23 protein-coding genes are annotated in these 23,179 nt (G+C 71.9%); 12 read left to right on the top strand and 11 right to left on the bottom strand.

Features of this window, described 5'->3' with window-relative positions; all coding sequences use genetic code 11:
* Positions 1-92 precede the first annotated feature (92 nt).
* The 6 genes from OGH68_RS31405 (at position 93) to OGH68_RS31380 (ending at position 6,597) form a co-directional block, all read left to right on the top strand.
* On the top strand, positions 93-1,004 hold the full coding sequence (locus tag OGH68_RS31405) for an ABC transporter ATP-binding protein (RefSeq protein WP_264248748.1): 912 nt from the start codon (positions 93-95) through the stop codon (positions 1,002-1,004).
* Positions 1,001-1,876, top strand: a complete 876-nt coding sequence (locus OGH68_RS31400) for an ABC transporter permease (RefSeq protein ID WP_264248747.1) — start codon at positions 1,001-1,003, stop codon at positions 1,874-1,876. The genes OGH68_RS31405 and OGH68_RS31400 overlap by 4 nt, the downstream gene beginning before the upstream one ends.
* A 128-nt stretch (positions 1,877-2,004) precedes the next feature.
* Positions 2,005-2,886 carry a LysR family transcriptional regulator gene (locus OGH68_RS31395; protein WP_264250375.1) on the top strand — a complete coding sequence of 294 codons (882 nt, stop codon included), beginning with the start codon at positions 2,005-2,007 and terminating at the stop codon, positions 2,884-2,886.
* A 317-nt stretch (positions 2,887-3,203) separates the two neighbouring features.
* Complete coding sequence (locus tag OGH68_RS31390) at positions 3,204-5,003, top strand: AMP-dependent synthetase/ligase (protein ID WP_264248746.1); 1,800 nt, start codon at positions 3,204-3,206, stop codon at positions 5,001-5,003.
* 90 nt (positions 5,004-5,093) lie between these two features.
* Positions 5,094-5,924 carry an aldo/keto reductase gene (locus tag OGH68_RS31385; protein WP_264248745.1) on the top strand — a complete coding sequence of 277 codons (831 nt, stop codon included), beginning with the start codon at positions 5,094-5,096 and terminating at the stop codon, positions 5,922-5,924.
* Between the two features lie 199 nt (positions 5,925-6,123).
* Positions 6,124-6,597, top strand: coding sequence for an RICIN domain-containing protein (locus OGH68_RS31380; protein WP_264248743.1), 474 nt, complete (start codon positions 6,124-6,126; stop codon positions 6,595-6,597).
* 107 nt (positions 6,598-6,704) lie between these two features.
* Here the strand turns inward: OGH68_RS31380 and OGH68_RS31375 are convergent, their stop codons facing one another.
* Positions 6,705-7,568, bottom strand: coding sequence for a class I SAM-dependent methyltransferase (locus OGH68_RS31375; RefSeq protein WP_264248742.1), 864 nt, complete (start codon positions 7,566-7,568; stop codon positions 6,705-6,707).
* Between the two features lie 29 nt (positions 7,569-7,597).
* Between OGH68_RS31375 and OGH68_RS31370 the strand changes: the two genes are divergently transcribed.
* The gene (locus OGH68_RS31370) at positions 7,598-7,909 is read left to right on the top strand and encodes a hypothetical protein (protein ID WP_264248741.1); all 312 of its coding nucleotides are present in this window, start codon (positions 7,598-7,600) and stop codon (positions 7,907-7,909) included.
* Positions 7,910-8,053: 144 nt separating this feature from the next.
* Complete coding sequence (locus OGH68_RS31365; protein ID WP_264248740.1) at positions 8,054-9,907, top strand: glycoside hydrolase family 15 protein; 1,854 nt, start codon at positions 8,054-8,056, stop codon at positions 9,905-9,907.
* 26 nt (positions 9,908-9,933) lie between these two features.
* Here the strand turns inward: OGH68_RS31365 and OGH68_RS31360 are convergent, their stop codons facing one another.
* The 5 genes from OGH68_RS31360 to OGH68_RS31340 form a co-directional block, all read right to left on the bottom strand.
* Entirely contained in the window at positions 9,934-11,715 is a 1,782-nt protein-coding gene (locus OGH68_RS31360) for a cation:proton antiporter (RefSeq protein ID WP_264248739.1), read from the bottom strand.
* A 46-nt stretch (positions 11,716-11,761) separates the two neighbouring features.
* Positions 11,762-11,917 (bottom strand): hypothetical protein, encoded by a 156-nt coding sequence (locus OGH68_RS31355; RefSeq protein WP_264248738.1) that lies wholly within the window; start codon positions 11,915-11,917, stop codon positions 11,762-11,764.
* A 41-nt stretch (positions 11,918-11,958) separates the two neighbouring features.
* Positions 11,959-12,753, bottom strand: a complete 795-nt coding sequence (locus OGH68_RS31350) for an SDR family oxidoreductase (protein ID WP_264250374.1) — start codon at positions 12,751-12,753, stop codon at positions 11,959-11,961.
* 222 nt (positions 12,754-12,975) lie between these two features.
* A complete protein-coding gene (locus OGH68_RS36230) occupies positions 12,976-13,083 on the bottom strand; it encodes a hypothetical protein (protein WP_319020254.1) in 108 nt (35 codons plus the stop codon).
* Between the two features lie 326 nt (positions 13,084-13,409).
* Entirely contained in the window at positions 13,410-13,712 is a 303-nt protein-coding gene (locus OGH68_RS31340; RefSeq protein ID WP_264248737.1) for a 4a-hydroxytetrahydrobiopterin dehydratase, read from the bottom strand.
* A gap of 103 nt (positions 13,713-13,815) precedes the next feature.
* Between OGH68_RS31340 and OGH68_RS31335 the strand changes: the two genes are divergently transcribed.
* Positions 13,816-14,322 (top strand): FBP domain-containing protein, encoded by a 507-nt coding sequence (locus OGH68_RS31335; protein WP_264248736.1) that lies wholly within the window; start codon positions 13,816-13,818, stop codon positions 14,320-14,322.
* Between the two features lie 284 nt (positions 14,323-14,606).
* On the opposite strand, the gene OGH68_RS31330 is transcribed toward OGH68_RS31335, so the two are convergent.
* A complete protein-coding gene (locus tag OGH68_RS31330; RefSeq protein WP_264248735.1) occupies positions 14,607-15,485 on the bottom strand; it encodes an RICIN domain-containing protein in 879 nt (292 codons plus the stop codon).
* A gap of 93 nt (positions 15,486-15,578) precedes the next feature.
* Positions 15,579-17,117 carry an ATP-dependent DNA ligase gene (locus tag OGH68_RS31325; protein ID WP_264248734.1) on the bottom strand — a complete coding sequence of 513 codons (1,539 nt, stop codon included), beginning with the start codon at positions 17,115-17,117 and terminating at the stop codon, positions 15,579-15,581.
* Between the two features lie 227 nt (positions 17,118-17,344).
* On the opposite strand from OGH68_RS31325, the gene OGH68_RS31320 reads away from it, so the two are divergent.
* From OGH68_RS31320 to OGH68_RS31310, 3 genes are all read left to right on the top strand, one after another.
* Complete coding sequence (locus OGH68_RS31320; protein WP_264248733.1) at positions 17,345-18,403, top strand: phosphatidylinositol-specific phospholipase C domain-containing protein; 1,059 nt, start codon at positions 17,345-17,347, stop codon at positions 18,401-18,403.
* A 507-nt stretch (positions 18,404-18,910) separates the two neighbouring features.
* Entirely contained in the window at positions 18,911-19,330 is a 420-nt protein-coding gene (locus tag OGH68_RS31315) for an SsgA family sporulation/cell division regulator (RefSeq protein ID WP_264248731.1), read from the top strand.
* Positions 19,331-19,365: 35 nt separating this feature from the next.
* Positions 19,366-20,178, top strand: a complete 813-nt coding sequence (locus OGH68_RS31310) for a helix-turn-helix domain-containing protein (RefSeq protein WP_264248730.1) — start codon at positions 19,366-19,368, stop codon at positions 20,176-20,178.
* Here OGH68_RS31310 and OGH68_RS31305 read toward each other — a convergent pair.
* The 3 genes from OGH68_RS31305 to OGH68_RS31295 form a co-directional block, all read right to left on the bottom strand.
* Entirely contained in the window at positions 20,168-20,587 is a 420-nt protein-coding gene (locus OGH68_RS31305) for a hypothetical protein (protein ID WP_264248728.1), read from the bottom strand. The genes OGH68_RS31310 and OGH68_RS31305 overlap by 11 nt on opposite strands.
* Before the next feature lie 137 nt (positions 20,588-20,724).
* Complete coding sequence (locus OGH68_RS31300) at positions 20,725-21,765, bottom strand: zinc-dependent alcohol dehydrogenase family protein (RefSeq protein ID WP_264248727.1); 1,041 nt, start codon at positions 21,763-21,765, stop codon at positions 20,725-20,727.
* An 11-nt stretch (positions 21,766-21,776) separates the two neighbouring features.
* Entirely contained in the window at positions 21,777-23,114 is a 1,338-nt protein-coding gene (locus OGH68_RS31295; protein WP_264248726.1) for an amino acid permease, read from the bottom strand.
* Between the last annotated feature and the right edge of the window lie 65 nt (positions 23,115-23,179).

Here is a 23,179-nt window from a genome sequence, read left to right as displayed (position 1 = left end):
CCACGGGCGTACTCCCTTGGGCCACCCGGGACGGCCCGATCACGGCCGGCGGGCCGATGCCCCGGCGGGGTCGGCCGCGACAGCGTGGCCCCGTGATCGAAGCAACCGAACTCACCAAACAGTACGGCGGGACCACCGCCGTCGACCGACTGTCCTTCACCGTGCGCCCCGGTGTGGTCACCGGCTTCCTGGGTCCGAACGGCGCCGGGAAGACCACCACGCTGCGGATGGCCCTCGGGCTGAACAGGCCCAGCGGCGGCACCGTGACCGTCGACGGGCAGCCGTTCGGCGACCGGCCCCGCGGCCTGCGGCACGTCGGCGCCCTGCTCGACGCCCACGACGTGCACGGCGGCCGCACCGCCCGCGCCCATCTGACGTCGCTGGCGGTCAGCAACGGGCTGGCGCGCCGGCGGGTCGCGGAGGTACTCGCGGAGGTGGGCATCGCGGACGCGGCCGGTCGCAGGATCGGTGGGTTCTCCCTGGGGATGAAGCAGCGGCTCGGTATCGCGGCCGCCCTGCTCGGTGATCCGCCGGTGCTGCTCTTCGACGAGCCGCTCAACGGCCTCGACCCGGAGGGTGTGCGCTGGGTGCGGGGCCTGTTCCGGCGGCTGGCGGACGAGGGCCGCACCGTGCTGGTCTCCAGCCATCTGATGGGAGAGATGGAGCAGACCGCCGAGGACCTGATCGTCATCGGCCGCGGCCGGCTGATCGCGGCGGAGAGCCTGCGGGACTTCGCCGCCCGCAGCACACAAGGGCGGGTGCGCGTCCGTACCCCCGACGCGGCGGCCCTCTCCGTGCTGCTGGCGGACGAGGGCGCGACGGTACGGGCGGAGCCGGACGGGTCGTACTCGGTGACGGGTCTGTCCGCGGACCGGGTGGGCGACCTCGCCCACGCGCACGGGGTGCGGCTGCACGAGCTCAGCCCGCACTCGGCCTCTCTGGAGGAGGCGTTCATGGAACTCACGGCGGAGAGCGTCGAGTACGCCGCGGGAGGCACCCGATGAGCCGCGTGACGGCCGAGGCTCCCGCCCGCATCGCGGCCGGGGTGCCGGCCCGCTTCCGTCATCTCCTCGCCGCCGAGTGGATCAAGCTCTGGTCACTGCGCTCCACCCACTGGGTGCTGGGCGCCGGCGCGCTGACCGTGACCGGCATCAATGTGAACTCCGCCGCGTCCAACGCCGACCGGCTGGCGCACCAGCCGCTGCTGCCGCCGGAGCCGCCGCCGGGTGTGCCGCCCCGCCCTGAGGTGTTGTTCGATCCGCTGCACACGGCGTTCGTCGATCCCGCCTGGCAACTGTTCATGATCATCGCTGCGACGGTGGGGGCGCTCGCCGTCTTCGGCGAGTACACCAGCGGCCTGATCCGTACGACCTTCGCCGCCGTCCCCGACCGGCGGGCGGTGGTCACCGCGAAGGTGACGGTGGTGTCGGCGGTCATGCTCGCGCTCGGCACGCTCGTCTCCGGCGCCTCCTTCGGCGTCACCCAGATGCTGCTCCGGGAGTACGGCGGCCTGTCGCTGGGCGACGCGGGCGCACTGCGCGCCGTCGCCGCGTCCGCCCTGCTGGCACCGCTGTGCGCGCTGGTCGGCATGGCGGTGGGTGCGGTCGTCCGGCACGCCGCAGGCTCGGTCGTCGCGATCGTCGCCCTGCTGTTGCTGGTGCCGGCGCTCTTCCAGGGCGAGCGCCACCGCTGGGTCAAGGAGATCGGCAACGCCATGCCGCTCAGCGCCTGGGACCGGCTGGTGACGAACCCGGAGCGGACGATCGGCCTGGGCAGGTACCCGCTGACGATCAGCGAGGCATGGACCGTGTACGGCGCGTGGGCGGTGGCGGCGGTGGCCGTCACGGTGGTCGCGGTGCGCCGCCGCGACGTGTGAGAGGGCGCCACCCGCCGTGTGTGCGGGCGACACCGCGCCGGGCCGTGCGCATCGCGGACGGGCACCGTACCCGGTCCGGCGCATCGCGGTCGCCGCGGGGACCGCCGTACCCGCGCTGCGTATCTAGGATCGGCGGTGTGTACGACCCCACCCAGTTGCGTACGTTCCTGGCCGTGGCGCAGACGCTGAACTTCACGCAGGCCGCGCGCCGGCTCGGGCTGCGTCAGTCGACGGTCAGCCAGCATGTGCGCCGGCTCGAGGACGCCATCGGCCGGCCGCTGTTCAGCCGCGACACGCACAGCGTGGAGCTGACGGAGGACGGCGAGGCGATGCTCGGCTTCGCCCGCACGATCCTCCAGGCGCACGAGCGCGCCGCGGCCTATTTCACCGGCACGCGGTTGCGCGGGCGGCTGCGGTTCGGCGCCTCGGAGGACTTCGTGCTGACGCGGCTGCCGGAGATCCTCGAGGCGTTCCGGCGTGATCACCCGGAGGTGGACCTGGAGCTGACCGTGGAGCTGTCGGGCACCCTGCACAAGTGGCTGGAGGCGGGCCGGCTGGACCTGGTGCTCGCCAAGCGGGGGCCCGGCGCGACGCACGGCGAGCTGGTGTGGCGGGACCGGATGGTGTGGATCTCGGCGGAGGGCCTGCGGGTCGACCCGGACCGACCGCTCCCCCTGATCCTGTTCCCGCCGCCGGCCCTGACCCGGGCCCGGGCCCTTGAGGTGCTGGAGCAGGCGGGCCGGTCCTGGCGGATGGCGTGCACCAGCGGCAGCCTCAGCGGGCTGGTGGCCGCCGCCCGTGCCGGTCTGGGTGTCATGGCGCACACCCGTGGGCTGATCCCTCCCGGGTTGGTCACGGTGCCGGACCGGGTGGGTCTGCCGGAGCTCGGCACGGTGGACTTCGTCCTGCTGCAGGGCCGCCGCAGGGACGCGGCCCAGGAGGCCGCGGAAGCGTTGGCCGCCGCGCTGCTCGCGGCGGGCGACCGGCTGCACACGCCGGTGCCGGGATGACCGCGGCCGGTCCGGCCGGCCGTCCCCGCGTCCGCGCCCCGGTCCGGCCCCGGTACGGACCACGATCGCGCAGATGGAGCGGCGGTGACCAGGCCGTACAGATTCGGTGGAGATTGCGCACCGGGCTGCTTACTCACCGGTCAGACATCGGGCACCCAGGCCGTCCGCACGACCTGCTCACCGCCGCTGACCTGTGTCTACGCCATTCATCCACGGTTGACGTAGACCCTCCCACCGGACGAGATCGTGGGGTACGGTCGCGGCGCTGTGCGGAGCGCCACAAGGAGCAGCCATTGCGCGAGTTCACTGTCCCACCCATGGCCGCGGCGCCCCAGGTCGGCGGGCTTGCGGACGCGGTCTTCGACCATGCCCTCGACGACCCGGACCGCGTCGCGCTCGGACGCAAGGACAGCGCGGGCCAGTGGCAGGACGTGACGTCCGGGCAGTTCCGTGACGAGGTACTGGCACTGGCCAAGGGGCTGCTGGCGCACGGGGTGCGGTTCGGCGACCGGGTCGGCCTGATGTGCCGTACGCGCTACGAGTGGACGCTGTTCGACTTCGCGCTGTGGACCGTCGGGGCCCAGTCCGTGCCGCTGTACCCGACCTCGTCCGTCGAGCAGGTCTTCTGGATGCTGCACGACTCCGAGGTCTCGGCGTGCATGGTGGAGCACGAGGACCACGCCATGACCATCGGTTCCGTGATCGACCGGCTGCCGCAGATGAAACGGCTGTGGCAACTGGACGCCGGCGCTGTGGAGCAGCTGTTCGAGGCGGGCGCGCACATCGACGACGAGGTGGTCCACCGGCACCGGCGGGCGGTCACTCCGGACTCGGTGGCCACGATCATCTACACATCGGGCACCACCGGCCGCCCCAAGGGCTGCGTCATCACCCATGCGAACTTCATGTTCGAGGCGGACACGATGGTCGGCCGCTGGGAGTCGGTGTTCCGCTCCAAGCCGGGGGACGAGCCGTCGACCCTGCTGTTCCTGCCGCTGTCGCACGTCTTCGGCCGGATGGTCGAGGTCGCGGCGATCCGCGGCCGGGTCAAGATGGGCCACCAGCCGGTCCTTCAGGCGAGCGCCCTGCTGCCCGACCTGGCCGCGTTCCGGCCGACGTTCATCCTGGCCGTGCCATACATCTTCGAGAAGGTCTTCAACGCCGCCCGCCGCAAGGCCGAGACCACCGGAAAGCTGGGCGCCTTCGACAAGGCGGCCGACGTCGCGGTGCGGTACGCGGAGGCCCTGGAGCACCGGGCCTTCGGCCTCGGCCCGGGTCCGTCCGCCGGACTGCGCGTGCAGCACCAGCTGTTCGAGAAGCTGGTGTACGCGAAGGTCCGCGAGGCGATGGGCGGCCGGGTGCGGCACGCGATGTCCGGCGGCTCCGGCATGGACCGGCGGCTCGGGCTGTTCTTCGAAGGCGCCGGAGTCACCATCTACGAGGGCTACGGGCTCACCGAATCGACGGCCGCGGCCACCGCGAACCCGCCGGAGCGCACCCGCTACGGCACCGTCGGTCTGCCCATCCCCGGCACCACCGTGCACATCGCGGAGGACGGCGAGGTGTGGCTGCACGGCGCCAACATCTTCCAGGGGTACCTGGGTGATCCGAACGCCACCGACGCCGTGCTGCACGACGGCTGGCTGGCCACCGGCGACCTGGGCTCGCTCGACGACGACGGCTATCTGACGATCACCGGGCGCAAGAAGGAGATCTTGGTGACCTCGGGCGGCAAGAGCGTCTCGCCCGCCGGCCTGGAGGAGCGGGTGCGGGCGCACCCGCTGGTGGCCCAGTGCATCGTCGTCGGCAACGACCGGCCGTACATCGCGGCACTCGTCACCCTCGACCCGGAAGCGGTGGAGCACTGGCTGGCCATCCAGGGCAGACCGCCGCTGCCGCCCGCGGAGATGGTGCGCGACCCGGACCTGGAGACGGAGATCCGCCGCGCCGTGGTCGCCGCGAACACCCTGGTCTCCAAGTCCGAGTCGATCCGTACGTTCCGGATACTCGCGCATCCCTTCAGCGAGGAGCACGGGCTGCTCACGCCGTCGCTGAAGCTGAAACGCAAGGCGATCGAGAACGCCTACGCGGCCGAGGTCGAAGCCCTGTACCGCTGAGCTGCGACGCGCCCGCGCGGGGAATGCACCGGCGGCAATGATCGTTCAACCTGAGAAGTACCCAACCGACGACGTAAGGATCGACCGCTCGTGAGCAAGGTCCCCTTCATCACCCTCCACAACGGCGTCGCGATGCCGCAGCTCGGCTTCGGTGTCTGGCAGGTGCCCGACGACGAGGCGGAGCAGACGGTCACCACGGCCCTGGAGGCCGGCTACCGCAGCATCGACACCGCGGCCATCTACGGGAACGAGACGGGCACCGGCAAGGCCGTCACCGGCTCCGGGATCGCCCGCGACGAACTCTTCGTCACCACCAAGGTGTGGAACTCCGACCAGGGGTACGACGCGACGCTGCGCGCATTCGACGCCTCCCTCGGGAAGCTGGGCCTCGACCAGGTCGACCTGTACCTGATCCACTGGCCGATGCCGGCCAGGGACACCTACGTGGACACCTACCGGGCCCTGGAGAAGATCCACGCCGACGGCCGCGCGAAGGCGATCGGCGTGTCGAACTTCCAGCCCGAGCACCTCCAGCGTCTCATCGACGAGACGTCGGTCGTCCCCGCGGTCAACCAGATCGAGCTGCACCCGCAGCTCCAGCAGTCCGCGCTCCGGGACTTCCACGCGAAGCACGGCATCGCCACGGAGGCATGGTCCCCGCTCGGCCAGGGCAAGGACCTGCTCCAGGCCCCCACGGTCGTGGCCGTGGCCCGCAAGCACGACCGCACCCCGGCCCAGGTGGTGCTGCGCTGGCACCTCCAGATGGGCAACGTGGTGATCCCCAAGTCCGTGACCCCGTCGCGGATCCGGGAGAACATCGACGTGTTCGACTTCGAGCTGGACGCCGACGACATGGCCGCCTTCGCGGCCCTGGACGAGGGCAAGCGCCTCGGCCCGGAGCCGGCGAACGTCAACTCCTGAACGGACGTCGCCCCCTGGCCGCCTCGAGGCCGGCCCAGTGGGCCCGTACGGCGCAGTCGCGGACGCGCGGCTGCACCGTTTCGTGTCAGCCGGCGGGCCGTCCCGGGGGAAGGGCGTCGTTGTCGGTGGCGGGTGCGACGATGAGTGCGTCGGTCGTCCGGAGGGGCCGGACGGGGCACGGGAACAAAGCGGGGGCGAAGTGAACGGGCCACTCGAGCCAGGGCTCTACCTGGTGCGGAACGTCGGCAGCGGACTGCTGCTCGAGGTGTACGGCGGGGGCAAGGGCGGCGGGGTCAACGTCCAGCAGGGCAAGGAGACGGGCGCCTTGGCCCAGCGGTGGCACATCGCCCCGGTGCCGAACGGCAACGGGCTGTACCACTTCGTCAACGCGGCGAGCGGCAAACGACTCGACGTGGCGAACGCCTCGACGGACAACGGTGCCAACGTCCAGCAGTGGAAGCCGAACAACTTCGGCGCCCAGGAATGGATCGTCGAGCGCCATCTCGACTCGCCGGGCACGGTGACGGTCGTCAGCTTCATCAGCGGCCTGCTGCTGGAGGTGGCCGGCTCCTCCGCGGACGACGGGGCGAACGTGCAGCAGTGGGAGGACACCGACTCCCCCAACCAGTGGTGGCAGTTGGAGCCGGTGGCACCGGACACGGCGGCCGGCTGACGGGACGGACGGTACGGCCGACGGCCGGACCCGCCCGGCCCGTCCCGGCCGCCGGACACCCGCCCGGCCCGTCAGCCGTACCCGGGCCGTCAGCCGGCCGCGCCGGCTCAGTCCTTGCGGGCCGTGAACAGGGTGCGCGCGCCCAGGAAGTAGGCGTCGGGGCGCCGCAGCAGTCCCTCCGGGTCCTCGGGGTCCAGCAGCCGGTCGATGACCGCGAGGTCCTCGTCCGGCAGCAGACCCTCCACCATCCGCCGCTGCCAGGCGAAGCCCGACACCAGCTGCTCGCGCACCGCCATCGGCGCGGGTGCCGGGATGTCGAGGAGGAAGGAGCGCGTGCCGCTCGGGGTGAGCCCCGAGGCTGCCAGCAGCGCGCGCCAGTCCTCGACCTCGTCCTTCGCGCCCGGCAGCTCTGCCCGCATCCGGCTGAACCAGTCGTCGACGGCGGCGCCGATCCTGCTCTCCAGGCCCGGCCTGCCGATGCCGATGTCACGCGGCAGGTGCCGGGTGGGCAGCCCGCCCTCGACGAGGGCGAGCAGCCCACCCGGCCGCAGCAGCCGGGCCAGGGCGGCGGTCGCGGCGCGCTGGTCGCCGAGGTGGTGCACGGCCCCGGACGCCCAGATGAGGTCCGCCTCGCCGAGCTCCTCGATCCCCTCGGGCAGTTCGGCGTGGCGGATGCTGATGCGGTCGGCCTGGCCGTTGCGGGCCGCGCGGGTCAGGGCCCGTTCCAGGAGCGGCGCGGTGGCGTCGACGGCGACGACCTCGGCGTACGGGAAGGCCTCCGCGAGTACCCCGCTGATGACGCCCGGCCCGCTGCCGATGTCGAGGATGCGGCGGACGCCGCCCGGGGGAACCAGCTCGCGCAGCCAGTCGGCCGCCTGCCGGTACAGCGGGCTCTGCACCTCCGCGCCGTGCTCCAGGAGCTGCGCCTGCTCGTTCCAGTCGATGTGGGTGGAGTCGTGGTGATGGCTCATGGCGTCAGGGTGGCGCGGACGGTCCCGTTATGGCGAACTTTCTTGCCGTTCCGGCAAAGCACCACCCGTTCGGTGTCGAGCTCCTCGTCGACCACCGCCAGGTGCTCGGCGCGCACGGTACCGCGAAGGCCCTCCAGCAGCGCGCGGAGCCGTCTGCAAACCTGCAGGGATGTCGCCCCTTACTCACGGATCTCTGTGACGCCGACCCGGAGGTAGTCCTCCCACACCCTGGAGGGGACCAGAAGGCGCGGGCGCCCGTGGTTGTCGGCGAGCACGAAGCGGCCGTGGAGTGCCGTACGGCCGATCGTGTGCAGAAAAGCCTCGATGTGGTTGAGACCTGAACGGCTGTCGTGGGGTCGACGGAACCGGCGCACGGCGCGCGCAGAGGCAGCACCGCAGGCAGGTGCACTCCCCGGGCCGGCCCGGGAGGCCCGTCGGAGCCGTCGTGCCTATGCTGATCGGGCAGCACCGAAAGGGGCTCAGCGATGAACGAATACGCCCTGATCGAGAACCACGGGCTGATCGGTGATCTGCAGACCGCGGCGCTGGTGACCACGGACGGAGCCATCGACTGGTTCTGCTGTCCGCGTTTCGACTCGCCCAGCGTGTTCGGCGCGTTGCTGGATGCAGGGAAGGGCGGTCACTGCACGGTCCGGCCCTCCCACGAGACGTACGCGACCAAGCAGCTGTACCTCCCTGACACCGCGATTCTGGTGACCCGTTTCATGACCGAGGCCGGCGCCGGCGAAGTGGTCGACTTCATGCCGGTCACCGGGCCTGCGGCCACCGAGCGCCATCGTCTGGTCCGCATGCTCCGCTGCGTACGCGGCAGCATGACCTTCGAGGTCGACATCGCCCCGCGGTTCGACTACGGCCGCAAACCGCACAAGCTGCACATCGCCGGCCAGGGGCTGGTGTTCGTGTCGGACGATGTCGAGCTGACCGTGCACCCGGTCCGCGAACCGGGGGACGAGCGGCTCGTCAACTCGCTCACGAGCGACCAGGATCTGCGGTTCTCCCTGACCCTGCGGGCCGGTCAGCAGCGGGGTCTGGTCCTGGAGTCGTCGGCCGACGGGCCCCCGCGCGAGATCCGGCTCGCCGAGTTCGAGGAGCTGTTCGACAGCACCGTCCGGTACTGGCGGTCGTGGCTCGGCCAGTCCCGCTACACGGGACGGTGGCGCGAAGCCGTCGAACGCTCGGCGGTGACGCTGAAGCTCATGACGTACGCACCCAGTGGCGCGCTGGTGGCGGCCCCGACGGCGGGGCTGCCGGAGCAAATGGGCGGCGAGCGCAACTGGGACTACCGCTTCACCTGGATCCGCGACGCCTCGTTCTCCGTGTACGCCCTGCTGGGTCTGGGGTTCAAGGAGGAGGCGACCGCGTTCATCGGCTGGCTGGGCGACCGGGTGAAGGAGCGGGCCGGCAGCGAGGGCGACACGGGTCCGCTGAACATCATGTACCGGGTCGACGGCTCCTCCGATCTCGTCGAGGAAACTCTGGACCACTGGGAGGGCTACGAACGGTCTTCCCCGGTACGCATCGGCAACGGCGCCGCGACCCAGCTGCAACTGGACATCTACGGGGAGGCGATGGACAGCATCTACTTCGCCCACCAGCGCGGGATCCAACTGGACACCCACGGCTGGGCCTCGCTGCACACGCTGCTCGACTGGCTCGTCGACCACTGGGACCAGGCCGGGGAGGGCCTCTGGGAGACCCGCGGCGGCCGCAAGCACTTCACCTACGGGCGGGTGATGTCCTGGGTCGCCTTCGACCGCGCGCTGCGGCTCGCGCGCGCCAGCGGTAGGCCCGCCGCCACCACGCGGTGGAGCAGCGAACGCGACAGGATCTACCAGCAGGTCCTGGCCAAGGGCTGGGACCAGCACCGGAGGGCCTTCGTCCAGCACTACGGCACTGATGTCCTCGACTCGTCCCTGCTGCGCATGCCGACGGTCGGCTTCATCACGCCCGACGACCCGATGTGGAAGTCCACCCTGGACGCCATGGACCAGGAGCTGGTCACCGACAGTCTCGTCTACCGGTACGACCCCGCTGCTTCGCCCGACGGGCTGCGCGGCTCCGAAGGGACGTTCTCCCTGTGTACCTTCATGTACGTCGACGCGCTGGCGCGGGCCGGGCGGACCGATCAGGCCAGGCTGGTCCTGGAGAAGATGATGACGTATGCCAACCATCTGGGGCTGTTCTCCGAGGAGATCGCCCTGACCGGCCGGCAACTGGGCAACTTTCCCCAGGCGTTCACGCATCTGGCGCTCATCGACGCGGCCATCACCCTGGACGCGACCCTGAACCGTATCCGGGAACAGGGCAGTGGTGGTTAGGTCTCTCCTGTGAATCACGCCCGGCCTCAGCCGGACGACGGGCTCCGTTCCCCCGGCAGCGTAGGCACCAGCACGACGACCGAGTCACCGTCCCGTGGGGTGACCGCCGCCTGGTCCGTGACCGGTTCGAGCCGGCCGTCGGCCCGCAGGACGAACAGCGTGTCGTGCTGCGGCTGCAGAGGCCGGGCGGTGGGCAGCACCGTGAAGCGGGATCCCTGCGCGTGACGGGTCGCCAGGGCGCGCCGCGTGAGCGTCCTGCCGAAAAGGATGGCTCCGCCGGTGTACGGGGCGACAGCACCCTCCCTGTCGTCCGGGGGGCCGATCCGGTACACCGGGCCGTCGACGCCGACCCGCATCACGATGGAGGCGAGCGCGTTGAAGTCGTCATCACCGGTCAGCAGGAACATCGCGGTGACGCCCTCCAGTTGAGCCTCGTCGGCAGCGGCAGCCAGCAGTTCGCCGGAGGCCAGGGCCAGTCCCGCCTGTCTGATCCGGTCCCGTTGCCGTTCGGGCCCGGCCCACATCAACACGTCGAGTCCGGCGGACCGCAGCGCCTGTCCGAGCGCGATCACCCAAGGATCGCCGCCGACGAGCAGCGGACGGGTACGAGGGGAGACGACAACCCCGAGCCCGGTGGCCACCGGGCCGGCCGTGAGGGCGTAGCACACGACGGTTCCGGTGATCACCAGGAAGGTGATCGGGAGGATCTTGCCGGCACCGTCCAGCCCCAGGTCGACGAGGGTCGCCGAGAAGGTCGCTGCGGTCGAGGCGGCGACGATGCCGCGCGGCGCCATCCATCCGATGAAGGCCCGTGCTCCGGGGCTGAGGTCCGTCCGGCCGGTGGCCAGATAGGCGACGAGGGGTCTCACCACCAGGACGAGCACGGCGACAAGGACGAGGCACGGCAGCAACACGGGTGTCACGGACGACGGCGGCACCGTGGCGGAGATGGAGACGAACAGCAGGCCGATGACCAACTGGACGAGCGTTTCGAAGAACGGTCGGCGGGCGGGCATGTCGAAGCCGGGCAGGTTCGCGACCGCCAGCCCGGCCACGATCGCGGCGACGAGCCCGGTGTCGTCGCGCACCACGTCGCAGCCTGCGGACACCAGGATGACGACGGCGAGTTGGGCGAGCGTGCCCAGGGTCTCGCCGAGCCGAAGCGTACGGAGCGTGAACCACAGGAGCGCCACGGCGACCACGCCGCCTACCAGGCCGACCGTCAGGCTGAGGAGGAAGCCTCCGAAGCGGTACGCGCCTCCGCCGCCGAATCCGCCCGCGACAATGGACTGGAAGACGAGGGCACCCAGGACGGCACCGACCGGGTCGATGAGCGACCCCTCCCAGATGAGGATCCGCCGTACCTGATCTGCCGGCCTGACGTACTCGAGCAGTGGCCCCACCACGGTCGGACCGGACACCACGAGGATCACGCCCAGCATCGCGGCCACCGCGAGCGGGATGTCGAACAGCACCAGGGCCAGACCGAGACAGGCCCCCCAGGTGATCAGTACGCCCAGCGCGATCAGCCGCACCACGACACGGCGGGTGCTGCCCTTGAGACGGCGCAGGTCCAGGGCCAGGCCGGCGTCGTAGAGGATCACCGCCACCGCCAGCGAGACCAGGGCGGAGAAGTCGGGCCCCACCAGCTTGTCGGGCTGGACGACGTCGGTCAGGGCTCCGGCGGTGAAGCCGACGGGAAGCAGCACGATGAGGGCCGGCACGCGCAGCCTGCTCGCCAGGATCTGGGAACCCACGGCGAGAGCCACGGTCAGGCCGAGGCCCAGCAGAATGTCGTGCTCGGTCACTGCGGGCTCATCCTTCGGGGATCCACGCGCCCACGGCCACAGGCGGTCACGCCTCGTCGTTCGTGCCGCCGCGCAGGTCGGTGTCGGTGAGGGCTTCTGGTTCCCCGTGGATGTCGAGCCAGGTGAGGGTGAACGCCATCGGCGACCTGGCGGGAAGCAGCTGTGCCGGGGCGTCCGCCAGGAGGGCGAGCGTGCTGCGCATGGGTGCCCTTTGCTGTCTGGGACGACGGGTGGGGACGAAGGTCATCCGCCGGTGGCGAACCCGGGGAACAGCGTCATCCCGCCGTCCACGTAGAGCGTGGTGCCCACGACGTAGTCCATGAGGTCGGAGGCGAGGCCGACGACTGCCTGGGCGATGTCCTCCGGCTCCCCGATGCGGTCGTACGGGATCAGCTGCAGCAGATCCTTCCGGGCCTCGGGCGTCTCCCAGGCGGCGCGGTTGATGGGCGTCTTGATGGCTCCCGGCGCGACCGCGTTGACGCGGATCTTCTGCGGGGCGAGCTCCTGGGCCAGGGTCTGCATCATCATGTGCACGCCGCCCTTGGAGGATGCGTAGTTCACATGGCCCGCCCAGGGGATCAACTGGTGCACCGAGCTCATGCAGATGATCTTTCCGGCCGCTCGTGACACCTCCGGGACGACCCCGCGGCGCAGGAACTCCTTCGTCGCCTCCCGGGCACACAGGAACTGCCCCGTCAGGTTGACGTCCAGCACCTTCTGCCATTGGGCCAGGGTCATCTCGGCGAAGCGGGCGTCGCGCTGCAGCCCGGCGTTGGCGACCAGGATGTCGATCGTGCCGAACTCCTGGACCATCCGGTCCATCATGGCGACGACCTGGTCCTCCTGGGACACGTCCGCTTCGTACGCCGCCGCGCGCACTCCCAGCGAGGTGATCTCCTCGACCACTTCCTCGGCTTCCTCAGGACCTGCCACATAGTTCACGACCACGTCCGCGCCGGCCCGGCCGAGACCGACGGCCGTCGCCCTGCCGATGCCCGAGTTGGCTCCGGTGACCAGTGCCTTCTGACCCTTGAGCAGGTCGGCCGGGATCGCGCCCCGGGATACGCCCGCGGTGGAATTCACGAATGCCTGCCTCCTCGTCGCCCGGCCCACCGGCCGGTCCGGGGGTCCACAGAAGCACTGCGCGGTCGAGGAGAGGCGGACTGCCGACGGGGGTTGGCCCGCTCGGCGGACGGTGTTCGCCCGTCCGGAGCAGCCACCGCTGCACGCCGGCGGCCGGCGAGGACGGTGCCGTGTCCGTCAGCCGAGCCGGTCGAGGATGTGGTCCCCCGCCCGCAGCGCGTTGGCGACGGCCGTCGGGGACGGGTTGACCGCGCCGGCGCCGGGGAAGAAGCTCACGTCCGCCACGCAGAGGTTGTCCAGGTCGTGGCCCTTCGTTGACGTCCAGCACGGAGGTGGCCGAGTCGTCGCCGAAGCGGACGGTACCGGCCTGGTGGGCGGTGGCACCGATGGGCATGCCCTTGTGGAGATGGAGACTGCGCGAGCGACAGCCGCCCGTGCTCGTGGCGCATGCCCGGTCCGCCGCGCTCTGCTGGAGCTTGTACCGCAGCGTCGGTGAGACCGGCGACGTTGTTCTTCTCGTCGAGCGCGAGACGGATGGTGCCGTCATCGCCCAGGGTGACTCGGTTGCCCGGCTGGGCAGGTCCTCGCGCCGGTCAGGGCACCGGTCGCCGCTAGTTCGCGCCGTGGCTCTCCGCGATCCGTTCGACCCGCTCGGCCAGCTTGAAGTCGCGTTCCGTGAGGGTGTTCAGGTCGTGGGACTGAACGGTGAGGGCGACGGTGTTGTAGCCGAGGGTGAGATCCGAGTGGTGGTTCAGCTCCTCCTGGATCTGCGCGATGTGCACGACCATGGCGGTTGCCGCGAAGTGCGAGGCGAGGCGGTAGGAGCGGGCGATCCTGTCCCCCTCCAGCGACCAGCCGGGGAGCTCCCGGAGCCGGTCCTCGATCTCCTTCTGCGACAGCGGCTCGGTGGGCATGGCCAGGCTCCTTCCGTGAGGGGCGTCGGGACGGGGACACCATAGATCCGATGCCCGATAAATCTGATGCCCGCACCCGGCCACGCTGTGTACGTTCGACCGAGTGGAACCACTGACCGACAAACAGATCCGTACGTCCTTCGTGAACTGCACGAAGGGCGAGGCCACCCGTATGCGGCTGCCCGCCGATTTCGCCGAACTCCCCTGGGAGGAACTCGACTTCCTCGGCTGGGTCGATCCGGGCGCCCCGCTGAAGGCGCATCTGGTACTGCCACGGGAGGACGGGCCGACCGGCATCACCCTGCGCGTCCCCTCCGCCGGACGGACCAGCGCCGTGAAGTCGAGCATGTGCCAGGCGTGTCTCACCGGACACGCCGCCTCGGGCGTGACACTGTTCGCGGCGCCACTGGCGGGTACCGCCGGGCGGGAGGGCAACACGGTGGGCACGTATCTCTGCGCCGACCTCGCCTGCTCGCTGTATGTGCGCGGCAAGCGGCAGCCGAAGCTGCGCCACGGCCGGTACGAGGAGAACCTGACGCTCGAGGAGCAGATCGCCCGGACCATGGGCAACCTGTCGGCATTCGCCGACAAGGTCCTGGGCCTGCGCTGACCTCCGCCGCCGCTGGGCGGGCGGCCTGCGCGCGGGGGCGGCGCCGCCCGCCGGCGGGGTGTTGCGCCGGGCGACCCGCGAGCGGGGCCGCCGCGGCTACGCCGGGCGGCGTTGGAGCGTCCCCGGGCGGGGCCGGCAGATCCCGTTGAGGGACCCTGAGTCGGTCAGACGGTGATCCGGGGTGCGCCCGCCTCCAGGGCCGGGTGAGGAAAACATAGTGCCCATGGCGATCGGCCGGGGCCCCTGACAGTCGCACGGACCCCGCCCGGATCGACGCGGCATATCTACGCCACCGGCTGGAGCGTCCACGGCCAGGGTGCGGCCGGATTCGGTGCCTGGAGGCGCAGGGGCGCGCCGGCGTCGTGGCCGTCGGCGGTGAGGACGAGTCCCGTGCCGTGCAGGGAAAGGGTGAGGCCACCGGCGTCGGAGGTGAGCGCCCAGCGCTGGCCCCCGGCGCCGGTGCAGGGCTGCTGGACGACGGCGGCGCCGGGCCCCGCCGGGTCGGCGGCCTGGAGGCACTTGCCCGAGTGGACGGCCCTGATCTGGACCTGGCCGCCGTCCAGGCCGGTCACGGCCCACTGCTGGTTGGGTCCGCCGTGGAAGTCCCACACGATGACGGGCACGCCGTCGTCGGAGGAGCCGCCCTCCACGTCGGCGGCCCGGCCGGTGCGCCCGTCGACGAGGAGGTACAGCCCGTCGGGGACGGGGGGTTCGCCGGTTGCGGACTCCGCCGCCTGGGTGGGCTCGGGCTCGGCCTCCGGTGTGGGGGCCGGGCCGGGCGCCGCCGAGGTCTGAGCCTGTGCCGCCACCGAGGCGTCGGACGAGGTGCGCGCCTCTTCCTCGTCGTCTCCGGTGCCGCCGAGGACCGCGCCGATACCGAGCCCGGCGGCGGCGCACACGACGATGACCGCCGCGACCAGGACGCCCCGGGACCGGAACGGCACCCCGGACCGTGCCCCGGACGAGGACCTGGCCCCGGACCTGGCCCCGGCCCGCCCGCCACCGTGGGGCGCGGCCCGGCGCGCGGGCCGGTCTTCGACACGCGGCAGGGTCTGCGTCGGCTCCAGCGGCGGGAGGACCTGGGTGGCGTCGTCCGGGTCCACACCGTGTGCGCCGTGTGCGCCGTGAGCGCCGTACGCGTCAAAGCTGTGCGGTTGGTTCACCCGTGCGACGGTACAGTGCGCCCTCGTTCACCTCGCCGACAACCCCGGGCGGACCCTCCTGTCGCCTTCAGGAGGCGCCTTCAGGGAGTGCCTTCAGGGGGCGGCGGAGAGGACCTGGTCGATCGTGTCGGCCTCCGTCGCCGGCTTGTCCGGACGGTGGCGGAGCACGCGGGCGAAACGCAGGGCGACGCCGGCCGGGTAGCGGCTGGAGCGCTGAAGGCCGTCATAAGCGACCTCCACGACGAGCTCCGGCCGTACCCGCACGGTGAAACCGTCGTCGTCGACGGCGAGTTCGCGCAGCATCTCCGTCTGCCGGCGCAGCATCTCGTCGGTGAGCCCCTTGAAGGTCTTGCCGAGCATCACGAAGCCGCCGTCCGCCGCGCGGGCGCCGAGGTGGAGGTTGGACAGCAGGCCGGTGCGCCGGCCGTGACCCCATTCGACGGCCAGGACTACGAGGTCCAGGGTGTGGACGGGTTTGACCTTGAGCCAGGAACGCCCTCGGCGGCCGGCGCTGTACGGCGCGTCGAGGGCCTTGACCAGGACGCCCTCGTGGCCTCGGTCCAGGGTCGCGGTGAAGAACTCCTCCGCGGCGGCGACCTGTTCGGGGTCGGACGGGTCGTCGACGACGAGGCGCCGCACCCGCGTCGGCTCGGGGACGAGGCGGGCGAGGATCGCGTGCCGCTCGTGGCCGGGCAGGTCCAGCACCGGCTCCCCGTCGGCGGCGAGGACGTCGAAGTACACCGGGTACAGCGGGAGCGCGGCGCGCGCCGCTTCGACGTCGAGGCGTGAGCCCACGCGCGAGGCGATGTCCTGGAACGGTACGGGCCGCCCGCCGGCCGCCATCGCGATGACCTCGCCGTCGAGGATGAACCGGTCGCCGGCCATCTCCCGGGCCTGCTGCGCCACTTCGGGCAGCCGGTCGGTGATGTCGTCGAGGGACCTGGTGCAGATCCGGACATCGGTTCCGGAGCGGTGCACCTGGACGCGGATGCCGTCGAGCTTCTCCTCGACGACACAGGCGGCGCCGATCGCCGACACCGCCTCGGTCACGGACTTCGCGGTGTGCGCGAGCATCGGCTGCACGGGACTGCCGACCCGCAGCCGGAACCGTTCGAGGGCCGCCGGCCCCTCGGCGAGCACCGCCGCGGCCACGCGGGGCAGTGAGCCCTCCAGCATGACGGCGCGGCGCACATCGGCCGCGGGCGCGCCCGCGGCCTTCGCGACCGCCTCGAGCGCGACGGCGTCGAGCGCTCCCTGGCGCACCTCTCCGGTGAGGAGCCGCAGCAGGAACTGCTGCTCCTGCGCGGTGGCCGCGGACATCAGCCGGTGGATCCGGCTGCGGCGTTCGGCCTGGGCACCGGGGCCGGAGACCTGGGCCAGGGCGGAGAGCGCGGCATCGGTCTCGCCGACGGTGAGGGCCGGTACGGACGCCGGGGGCACGGGCTCCTTCAGCACGCTCCAGCCGATGCCGATGCGGCCCTGCGGCACCCGCCCGGCGAGGTAGGAGATGACGAGCGCGACGTCCTCGGGCCATGCCTCGGCGAACAGGTCCGCCAGCGCGGCGATCTTGCGCGAGCGGGCCGAGGTGGCGGCGACCTCGCGGGAGACTTCGGCGACGCGGGCGAGCAGCATGCGGCCATCGTGCCCCGGCGGGACGGCGTACGCACCCCGGCACGGCGCCCGTGGGACCGGGCCCGGGCGGCGCGTGACGCGGTGTGCGTCCGGCACATCGGGGGCGTTCGCAGTGGCCGGGTACAGTCTCCCCACGGTTCACCCAACTCCCCTAGCCTTCCGTCGACTTGGCCCGGCCCGGCGCTGATGCGCCGGGCCCACCCCCCGACGCAAAGGCAGGGTCCCCCATGGGCACGTTCTCGCGCGCCGCTGTAACGACGACCGTCGCGGCCGGAATGCTCGTCCTCGCTCTCGCCCCGGTGCAGGCGTCCACCGCCGGCCCGGCGGACACGGGGCAGCTCCCGTACTCCTCGACCACCGGCGTCGGCGTCCACAACGCCTACGAGAAGTCGAAGTACCCCTATTTCGCGGACGCGCTCGACTCGGGCGCGGGCATGCTCGAGATCGACGTGTGGACCAACGCCTTCGGACGGTCGTGGCGGGTCTCGCACAGCAACCCGGTGGGGAACGACAACAACTGTGTGAACGCGTCGACGGCAGCCGAGCTGCGCGCCAGGGCGCGGAACCAGGATCTCGGCGGCTGCCTGGCCGACATGCGGGCCTGGCACGACGCGAACCCTGGCCACCGGCCGATCCTGATCAAGATGGAGCTCAAGGACGGTTTCCAGGGGACGCAGGGCCGCGGGCCCGCGGCGCTGGACGCGCTGCTGACCGCGCGGCTCGGTGACGCCCTGTACCGTCCGGCGGATCTGGTCCGGGGGCACCGGGACCTCGACACGGCCGTGCGGGCGGACGGCTGGCCGGCACGCTCGGAGCTGGCGGGGAGGTTCCTGGTCGAGCTGATACCGGGCACGCTCGAGGAGGACAACCCGTTCGACTCCCTGTGGACGGACCGCGAGTACGCGACGCATCTGCGCGATCTCGACGCGGCGGGCCGCCTCGGCGAGGCGGGCGCGTTCCCTGCGGTCCATCACGCTGCGGCGGGGGACCCGCGCAGCCGGTACGCGGACGCCTCGATCCGTCCGTGGTTCGTCGTCTTCGACGGGGACGCGGCGGTGTACGCGGGCGGGTCGGTCGACACCGCGTGGTACGACCGGAACCACTACCTCGTCGTCATGACCGACGCGCACCGGGTGGCGCCGGCGATCGACGGCACGAATCCGACCGAGCAGCAGGCCCGGGACCGCCTGTCGCTGCTGGCGGGGCGGCACGCGAGCGTGGTGTCGGCCGACTGGTACCCGCTGCCGTCGGTGCTGGGCGCGGTGGTCGTGCGCGGCGGGGCGTAGCCCCGCAGGCGGCCTGTGTCCGGAAATCGCCCCCCAGTCGGTAACTGGGGGTAACGCTCATCACAGCGGCCACCGGAGGTTTCCCGGAACCCTACTGAGTGGTTTATCGTTCATCTACGCGTGGATGTGGCCGGGACAGTGCCCCCGGGCCTCTCCTTTGCCCACAGGGAAGAGCGTTCGACCGAAGCCCTGCGGAGCGCCGCCGAGAGGCGACCGCCGTTCGCATCCACGCCCTGTGACCGCCCCGGCCGGAAACCCCCGTCCGGCCGGGGCCTCTCCCACCGGAAGTACGGCCGCCCGACGTCGGCCGATACCCGCGCGTAACCAGCCAGGTATCCCCTTTACGGGGATATGTCTTGGCGCAAAACCCTAGCCATCCTGGCGCAATCGTTTCAGTCTTGGTGATGCAGGTCACACGCGCCACTGGCGTCGCTGCACAGGCCTCAGCCTGCCGGTGCCGACGTACGTGCACGGGAGCGGAACCGCACAGCAGCAGAGGAGCGAGCGATGTCATCGACCATCGAGCAATCCGTCCGGACCCGCCTCATCAGCGATGCGCCGCACTCCCTGGCCGTCCCCGTGGTCCTGCGCTACAGCGACACCGACCCGTACGCCGTCCACATGGTCTTCCCCTCGGAGGCCTGCCTGAACGACACCGGCGTGACCTGGACCTTCGCCCGAAGCCTCCTCGACGCCGGACTGCGCGCCCCGTCCGGGGACGGCGACGTGCACATCTGGCCCTGCGGGCGGGTGCAGACCATGATCGAGCTGCGCTCGCCGGAGGGCGTCGCGCTCCTTCAGGCCGACACGGCGAGCCTGCGCCGGTTCCTGGTCCGCTCGTACGCGACCGTGCCGGCGGGCAGCGAGGCGGCCGCCCTGGACCTCGACCGGGCGCTCGCCGCACTGCTGGGCAACGCACGGGGCTGAGGCACCGCCGGACCGTGTCGTAATACGGTCTGGCTATGACAACTGCCGTGTCCGGTACCGGGGTAGGGCCGCTGCTGCGCCACTGGCGGGAGGAGCGCCGGATCAGCCAGCTCGAACTGGCCCTGCGCGCCGGTTCCTCGGCCCGCCACATCAGCTTCGTCGAGACGGGCCGCTCGCGCCCCAGCGAGGAGATGGTCCTGCGGCTCGCCGAGCATCTCGACGTGCCCGTGCGGGAGCGCAACTCGCTGCTGCTGGCCGCCGGTTACGCGCCGCGTTACGCCGAGACGCCGCTGGGCGACCCGGCGATGGAGGCGCTGCGCGAGGGCATGGAGCGACTGCTGCAGGGCTACGAGCCGTACCCCGCGCTGGTCGTCGACGGCACGTACCACGTGCTCGCCGCCAACCGGGGCATCGCGATGCTGCTCGACGGTCTGCCGGAGCACGTGCTCGCCCCGCCGCTGAACGCCATGCGGATCACCCTGCACCCCGAGGGCCTCGCGCCCAGGATCCGCAATCTGCCCGAGTGGCGCGGCCATCTGCTGGAGCAGATGGAACGGCAGATCGCGCTCGCCCGCTCCGACGCGCTGCGCAGGCTGTACGACGAGGTCGCCGCCTATCCGCTGCCCGCGGGCGCCGGTGACGGGCGGAGCGTCGCGGCGGGCGGGGCACCGTATCCGTACTTCGCGCTGCCGCTGCTGATCGAGCACGAGGGCCGGACGCTCTCCTTCGTCTCGTCGATCTCCACGTTCAACACGCCCCTGGACGTGACCGTCGCCGAGCTGGCCATCGAGACGTTCCTCCCGGCCGACCCGGCGACGGTGAAGTATCTGCGGTCCCTCACGCCGTAGCGGCGGCGCGCAGGGCCGACCACTGGAGGACGGCGAACCCTGCGACGGCCAGTGCCTGGAGCACCGTCCAGACCGCGCCCGCGGCGGTGGGGTCGAGCCACAGTACGAGCGCGGCGACGCTGAGGAGGGACCACAGGATGTTGGCGTCGACGACGAGCGTGACGCCGGCCCGCGGCGGCCGGGGACGGGCGGTGAGGAGGCCGACGCCCAGTCCGTAGGCCACGAGGAAGACGCCGAGGCCGGCCAGCAGCGTGCTGTCGACGCCGAGCAGCCGCCCGAGCGGCCCCGAAGCAGCGGCGTACGCGACGCCGTTGGCGCCGGTGACGACGGCGTCTGCGGCAAGGAACCGGCGCAGCATGGTCCGCGGCTCGGTGGTGCGGGAGATTCCGGTGAGCAGGGTCGTGGACATGGCGGATCAGCCTCCGTCGAGGTGTACGGGCCGGTCGTCAGGCCCGGAACCCGGACGGAGTGCGCCGCCCGGGGCCCGGTACCCACAGACTGCCGCGCGCTCCTCGAGGCCGTCGATTACGCCGCGGGTAATGGCCGTCAGACGCCGGGGGTGATCACGGTGACCCCGGGGCCGGGGGCGGTGCCGAGCGCCATCAGGGCATCGGGTACGTCGCCCAGGCCGATCTCCCTCGTCACCAGCAGGTCCGGCCGCAGCGCCCCGGAGGCGACCATGGCCATCATCTCCGGGTAGGCGTGGGCGGCCATGCCGTGGCTGCCGAGGATCTCCAGTTCGAGGGCGACGACCCGGTCCATCGGCACGTGGGCCTCGTCCGGGAGCAGTCCGACCTGCACATGGCGGCCCTGCCGACGCAGGCTCCGCACCGAGTTCACGCAGGTCACCGGCGATCCCAGGGCGTCCAGCGACAGATGTGCGCCGCCGTCGGCCGCATCGCGCACGGCAGCCGCGACCTCGCCCTCACCGAGGCCGGAGGCGTCGACGCAGACCTCCGCGCCGAAGGTCCGGGCCAGTTCCAGCGCGCCCGGCGAGACGTCCACGGCGACGACCCGGGCCCCGGAGGCGGCGGCGATCATGACCGCGGAGAGCCCCACCCCGCCGCAGCCGTGCACGGCGGCCCACTCCCCGGGCCGCACCCGCCCCTGGCCGGCGACGGCGCGGAAGGCCGTGGCGAAGCGGCAGCCCAGACCGGCGGCGGTGGTGAACGGCATGGCGTCCGGGAGCGCGACGAGATTGGTGTCGGCGTGGCGCAGGGCGACGTACTCGGCGAAGGAGCCCCAGTGGGTGAAGCCCGGCTGCTCCTGGCGCTCGCAGACCTGCTGGGCGCCGCGGACACAGGCGGCGCACCGGCCGCAGGCGCAGATGAACGGCACGGTGACCCGGTCGCCGGGGCTCCAGCGGGTCACATCGGCGCCCACCGAGTGGACGGTGCCCGCAAGTTCGTGGCCTGGGACGTGCGGTGTGGTGATGCCGGAGTCGTGGCCCATCCAGCCGTGCCAGTCGCTGCGGCACAGCCCGGTCGCCTCGACCTTGACGACGACGCCGTCGCGCGCCGGCCTGGGGTCGGGGACCTCACGTATGCCGGGCTGCTTTCCGAAGTCCTCGAACACCACCGCGCGCATGTGCCACTCTCCTAGTTCCGCGCCGCCTTGATCTTGCGGGCCGCCATCCAGGCGTACACCAGGACACCGGTGAAAAGGAAGAGCACGCCCTGGTAGACGGCGGCGTAGCCGGAGCCGGCGACCAGCCACAGGGAGAACGCGAAGGCGGCGCCGGCGAGGACCGCGTCGCGCACGAGGCGGCCCCGGTCCACCCGGTGCGACTGCCCGGAGAGCAGATAGAAGATCTGGGCGGCGGTCGCCAGCAGGTAGGGCACGGTGGCGGTGAAGGTCGTGACGAGGACCAGGATCTCGAAGACCCCCTGGGAGCCCGCGACGTAGTTGTAGACGGTCAGCAGTGACGCGAGGACGACGGTGACGAGGACGCCGACGGTCGGCACTCCGCGCCGCTTGGTGGCGAACACCCGGGGGAACAGTCCGTCCTTCGCCGCCGCGTACGGCGTCTGTGCGCTGAGGAGCGTCCAGCCGTTGAGCGCGCCGACCATGGAGACCAGGGCCGCGCAGGCGACGGCCGCGCCGCCCCAGGTGCCGCCGAACATGGCGTCGACGGCGTCGGTGAAGGGGGCCGTGGAGCCGACCAGTTCGTCGTGGGCGACGGTGCCGAAGATCGCGAGGGTGCACAGGAGGTAGACGCCGGCGGCCGCGGTGGTGCCCAGGATCGTCGCACGGCCGACGTTGCGCGCCGGGTCGCGGACCTCGCCGGCGCTCACCGCGGCGGACTCGACGCCGAGGTAGCTGAAGAGCAGGATCGCGGCCGAGGCGGACACCGCGCCCGCCATGCTCTGGTCGCCCGCGTGGAACGGCCCGAGGTTGTCGGTGTCGAAGAAGAACAGCCCGCCGACGGCGACGAGCAGCAGCGGCACGAACTTGAGGACGGTGGCGACGAGCTGCACGGCGCCCACGTAGCGGGTGCCGGCGAGGTTGGCGAGCGCGGGCAGCCACTGCAGCACCAGCGCGGCGGTGACGGTGGCCGCCAGGGAGCCGTGGACCGGTATCAGTACGTCGAGGTAGCCGACGGCGGCGACGGCGAGCGCCGCGTTGGAGACCCAGGTGGTGATCCAGTACGACCAGGCGGCGAGGAATCCGGCGAAGTCGCCGAACGCCTCACGCGCGTAGACGTACGGACCGCCGGTCGCGGGGTGCTTCTCGGCGAGCCGGCCGAAGACCAGCGCCAGCGCGATCGCCCCGGCGGTGAGGACCACGAACGCGACGAGGCTGATGGTGCCGAACGGGGCGACGGACGCGGGGAGCAGGAAGATGCCGCCGCCGATGATGTTGCCCATGACCAGAGCTGTCGCGATCGGCAGCCCGAACCTGCGGGCGTGCCTGCTCTGTTCCTGTTGCATGGTCATGGGTCGGACAGCCTCTTTCGCGTGCGCGGGGATGCGGTGGACCGGGACATGCTCCGGCACGGCAG

It is taken from the genome of Streptomyces peucetius (assembly GCF_025854275.1).
GTDB classification, from domain to species: Bacteria; Actinomycetota; Actinomycetes; order Streptomycetales; family Streptomycetaceae; genus Streptomyces; species Streptomyces peucetius_A.
Note: the sequence above shows the minus strand (reverse complement) of the source record. Positions and strands in the feature narration are given on the sequence as shown.

What these genes read in the sequence shown, in the direction of transcription:
- OGH68_RS31400 (WP_264248747.1), top strand. Translation starts at nt 1,001, where the DNA reads ATGAGCCGCGTGACGGCCGAGGCTCCCGCCCGCATCGCGGCCGGGGTG.
- OGH68_RS31390 (WP_264248746.1), top strand. Translation starts at nt 3,204, where the DNA reads ATGGCCGCGGCGCCCCAGGTCGGCGGGCTTGCGGACGCGGTCTTCGAC.
- OGH68_RS31375 (WP_264248742.1), bottom strand. Translation starts at nt 7,568, where the DNA reads ATGAGCCATCACCACGACTCCACCCACATCGACTGGAACGAGCAGGCG.
- OGH68_RS31370 (WP_264248741.1), top strand. Translation starts at nt 7,598, where the DNA reads ATGGCGAACTTTCTTGCCGTTCCGGCAAAGCACCACCCGTTCGGTGTC.
- OGH68_RS31365 (WP_264248740.1), top strand. Translation starts at nt 8,054, where the DNA reads ATGAACGAATACGCCCTGATCGAGAACCACGGGCTGATCGGTGATCTG.
- OGH68_RS31355 (WP_264248738.1), bottom strand. Translation starts at nt 11,917, where the DNA reads ATGCGCAGCACGCTCGCCCTCCTGGCGGACGCCCCGGCACAGCTGCTT.
- OGH68_RS31340 (WP_264248737.1), bottom strand. Translation starts at nt 13,712, where the DNA reads ATGCCCACCGAGCCGCTGTCGCAGAAGGAGATCGAGGACCGGCTCCGG.
- OGH68_RS31325 (WP_264248734.1), bottom strand. Translation starts at nt 17,117, where the DNA reads ATGCTGCTCGCCCGCGTCGCCGAAGTCTCCCGCGAGGTCGCCGCCACC.
- OGH68_RS31320 (WP_264248733.1), top strand. Translation starts at nt 17,345, where the DNA reads ATGGGCACGTTCTCGCGCGCCGCTGTAACGACGACCGTCGCGGCCGGA.
- OGH68_RS31315 (WP_264248731.1), top strand. Translation starts at nt 18,911, where the DNA reads ATGTCATCGACCATCGAGCAATCCGTCCGGACCCGCCTCATCAGCGAT.
- OGH68_RS31310 (WP_264248730.1), top strand. Translation starts at nt 19,366, where the DNA reads ATGACAACTGCCGTGTCCGGTACCGGGGTAGGGCCGCTGCTGCGCCAC.
- OGH68_RS31305 (WP_264248728.1), bottom strand. Translation starts at nt 20,587, where the DNA reads ATGTCCACGACCCTGCTCACCGGAATCTCCCGCACCACCGAGCCGCGG.
- OGH68_RS31300 (WP_264248727.1), bottom strand. Translation starts at nt 21,765, where the DNA reads ATGCGCGCGGTGGTGTTCGAGGACTTCGGAAAGCAGCCCGGCATACGT.
- OGH68_RS31295 (WP_264248726.1), bottom strand. Translation starts at nt 23,114, where the DNA reads ATGACCATGCAACAGGAACAGAGCAGGCACGCCCGCAGGTTCGGGCTG.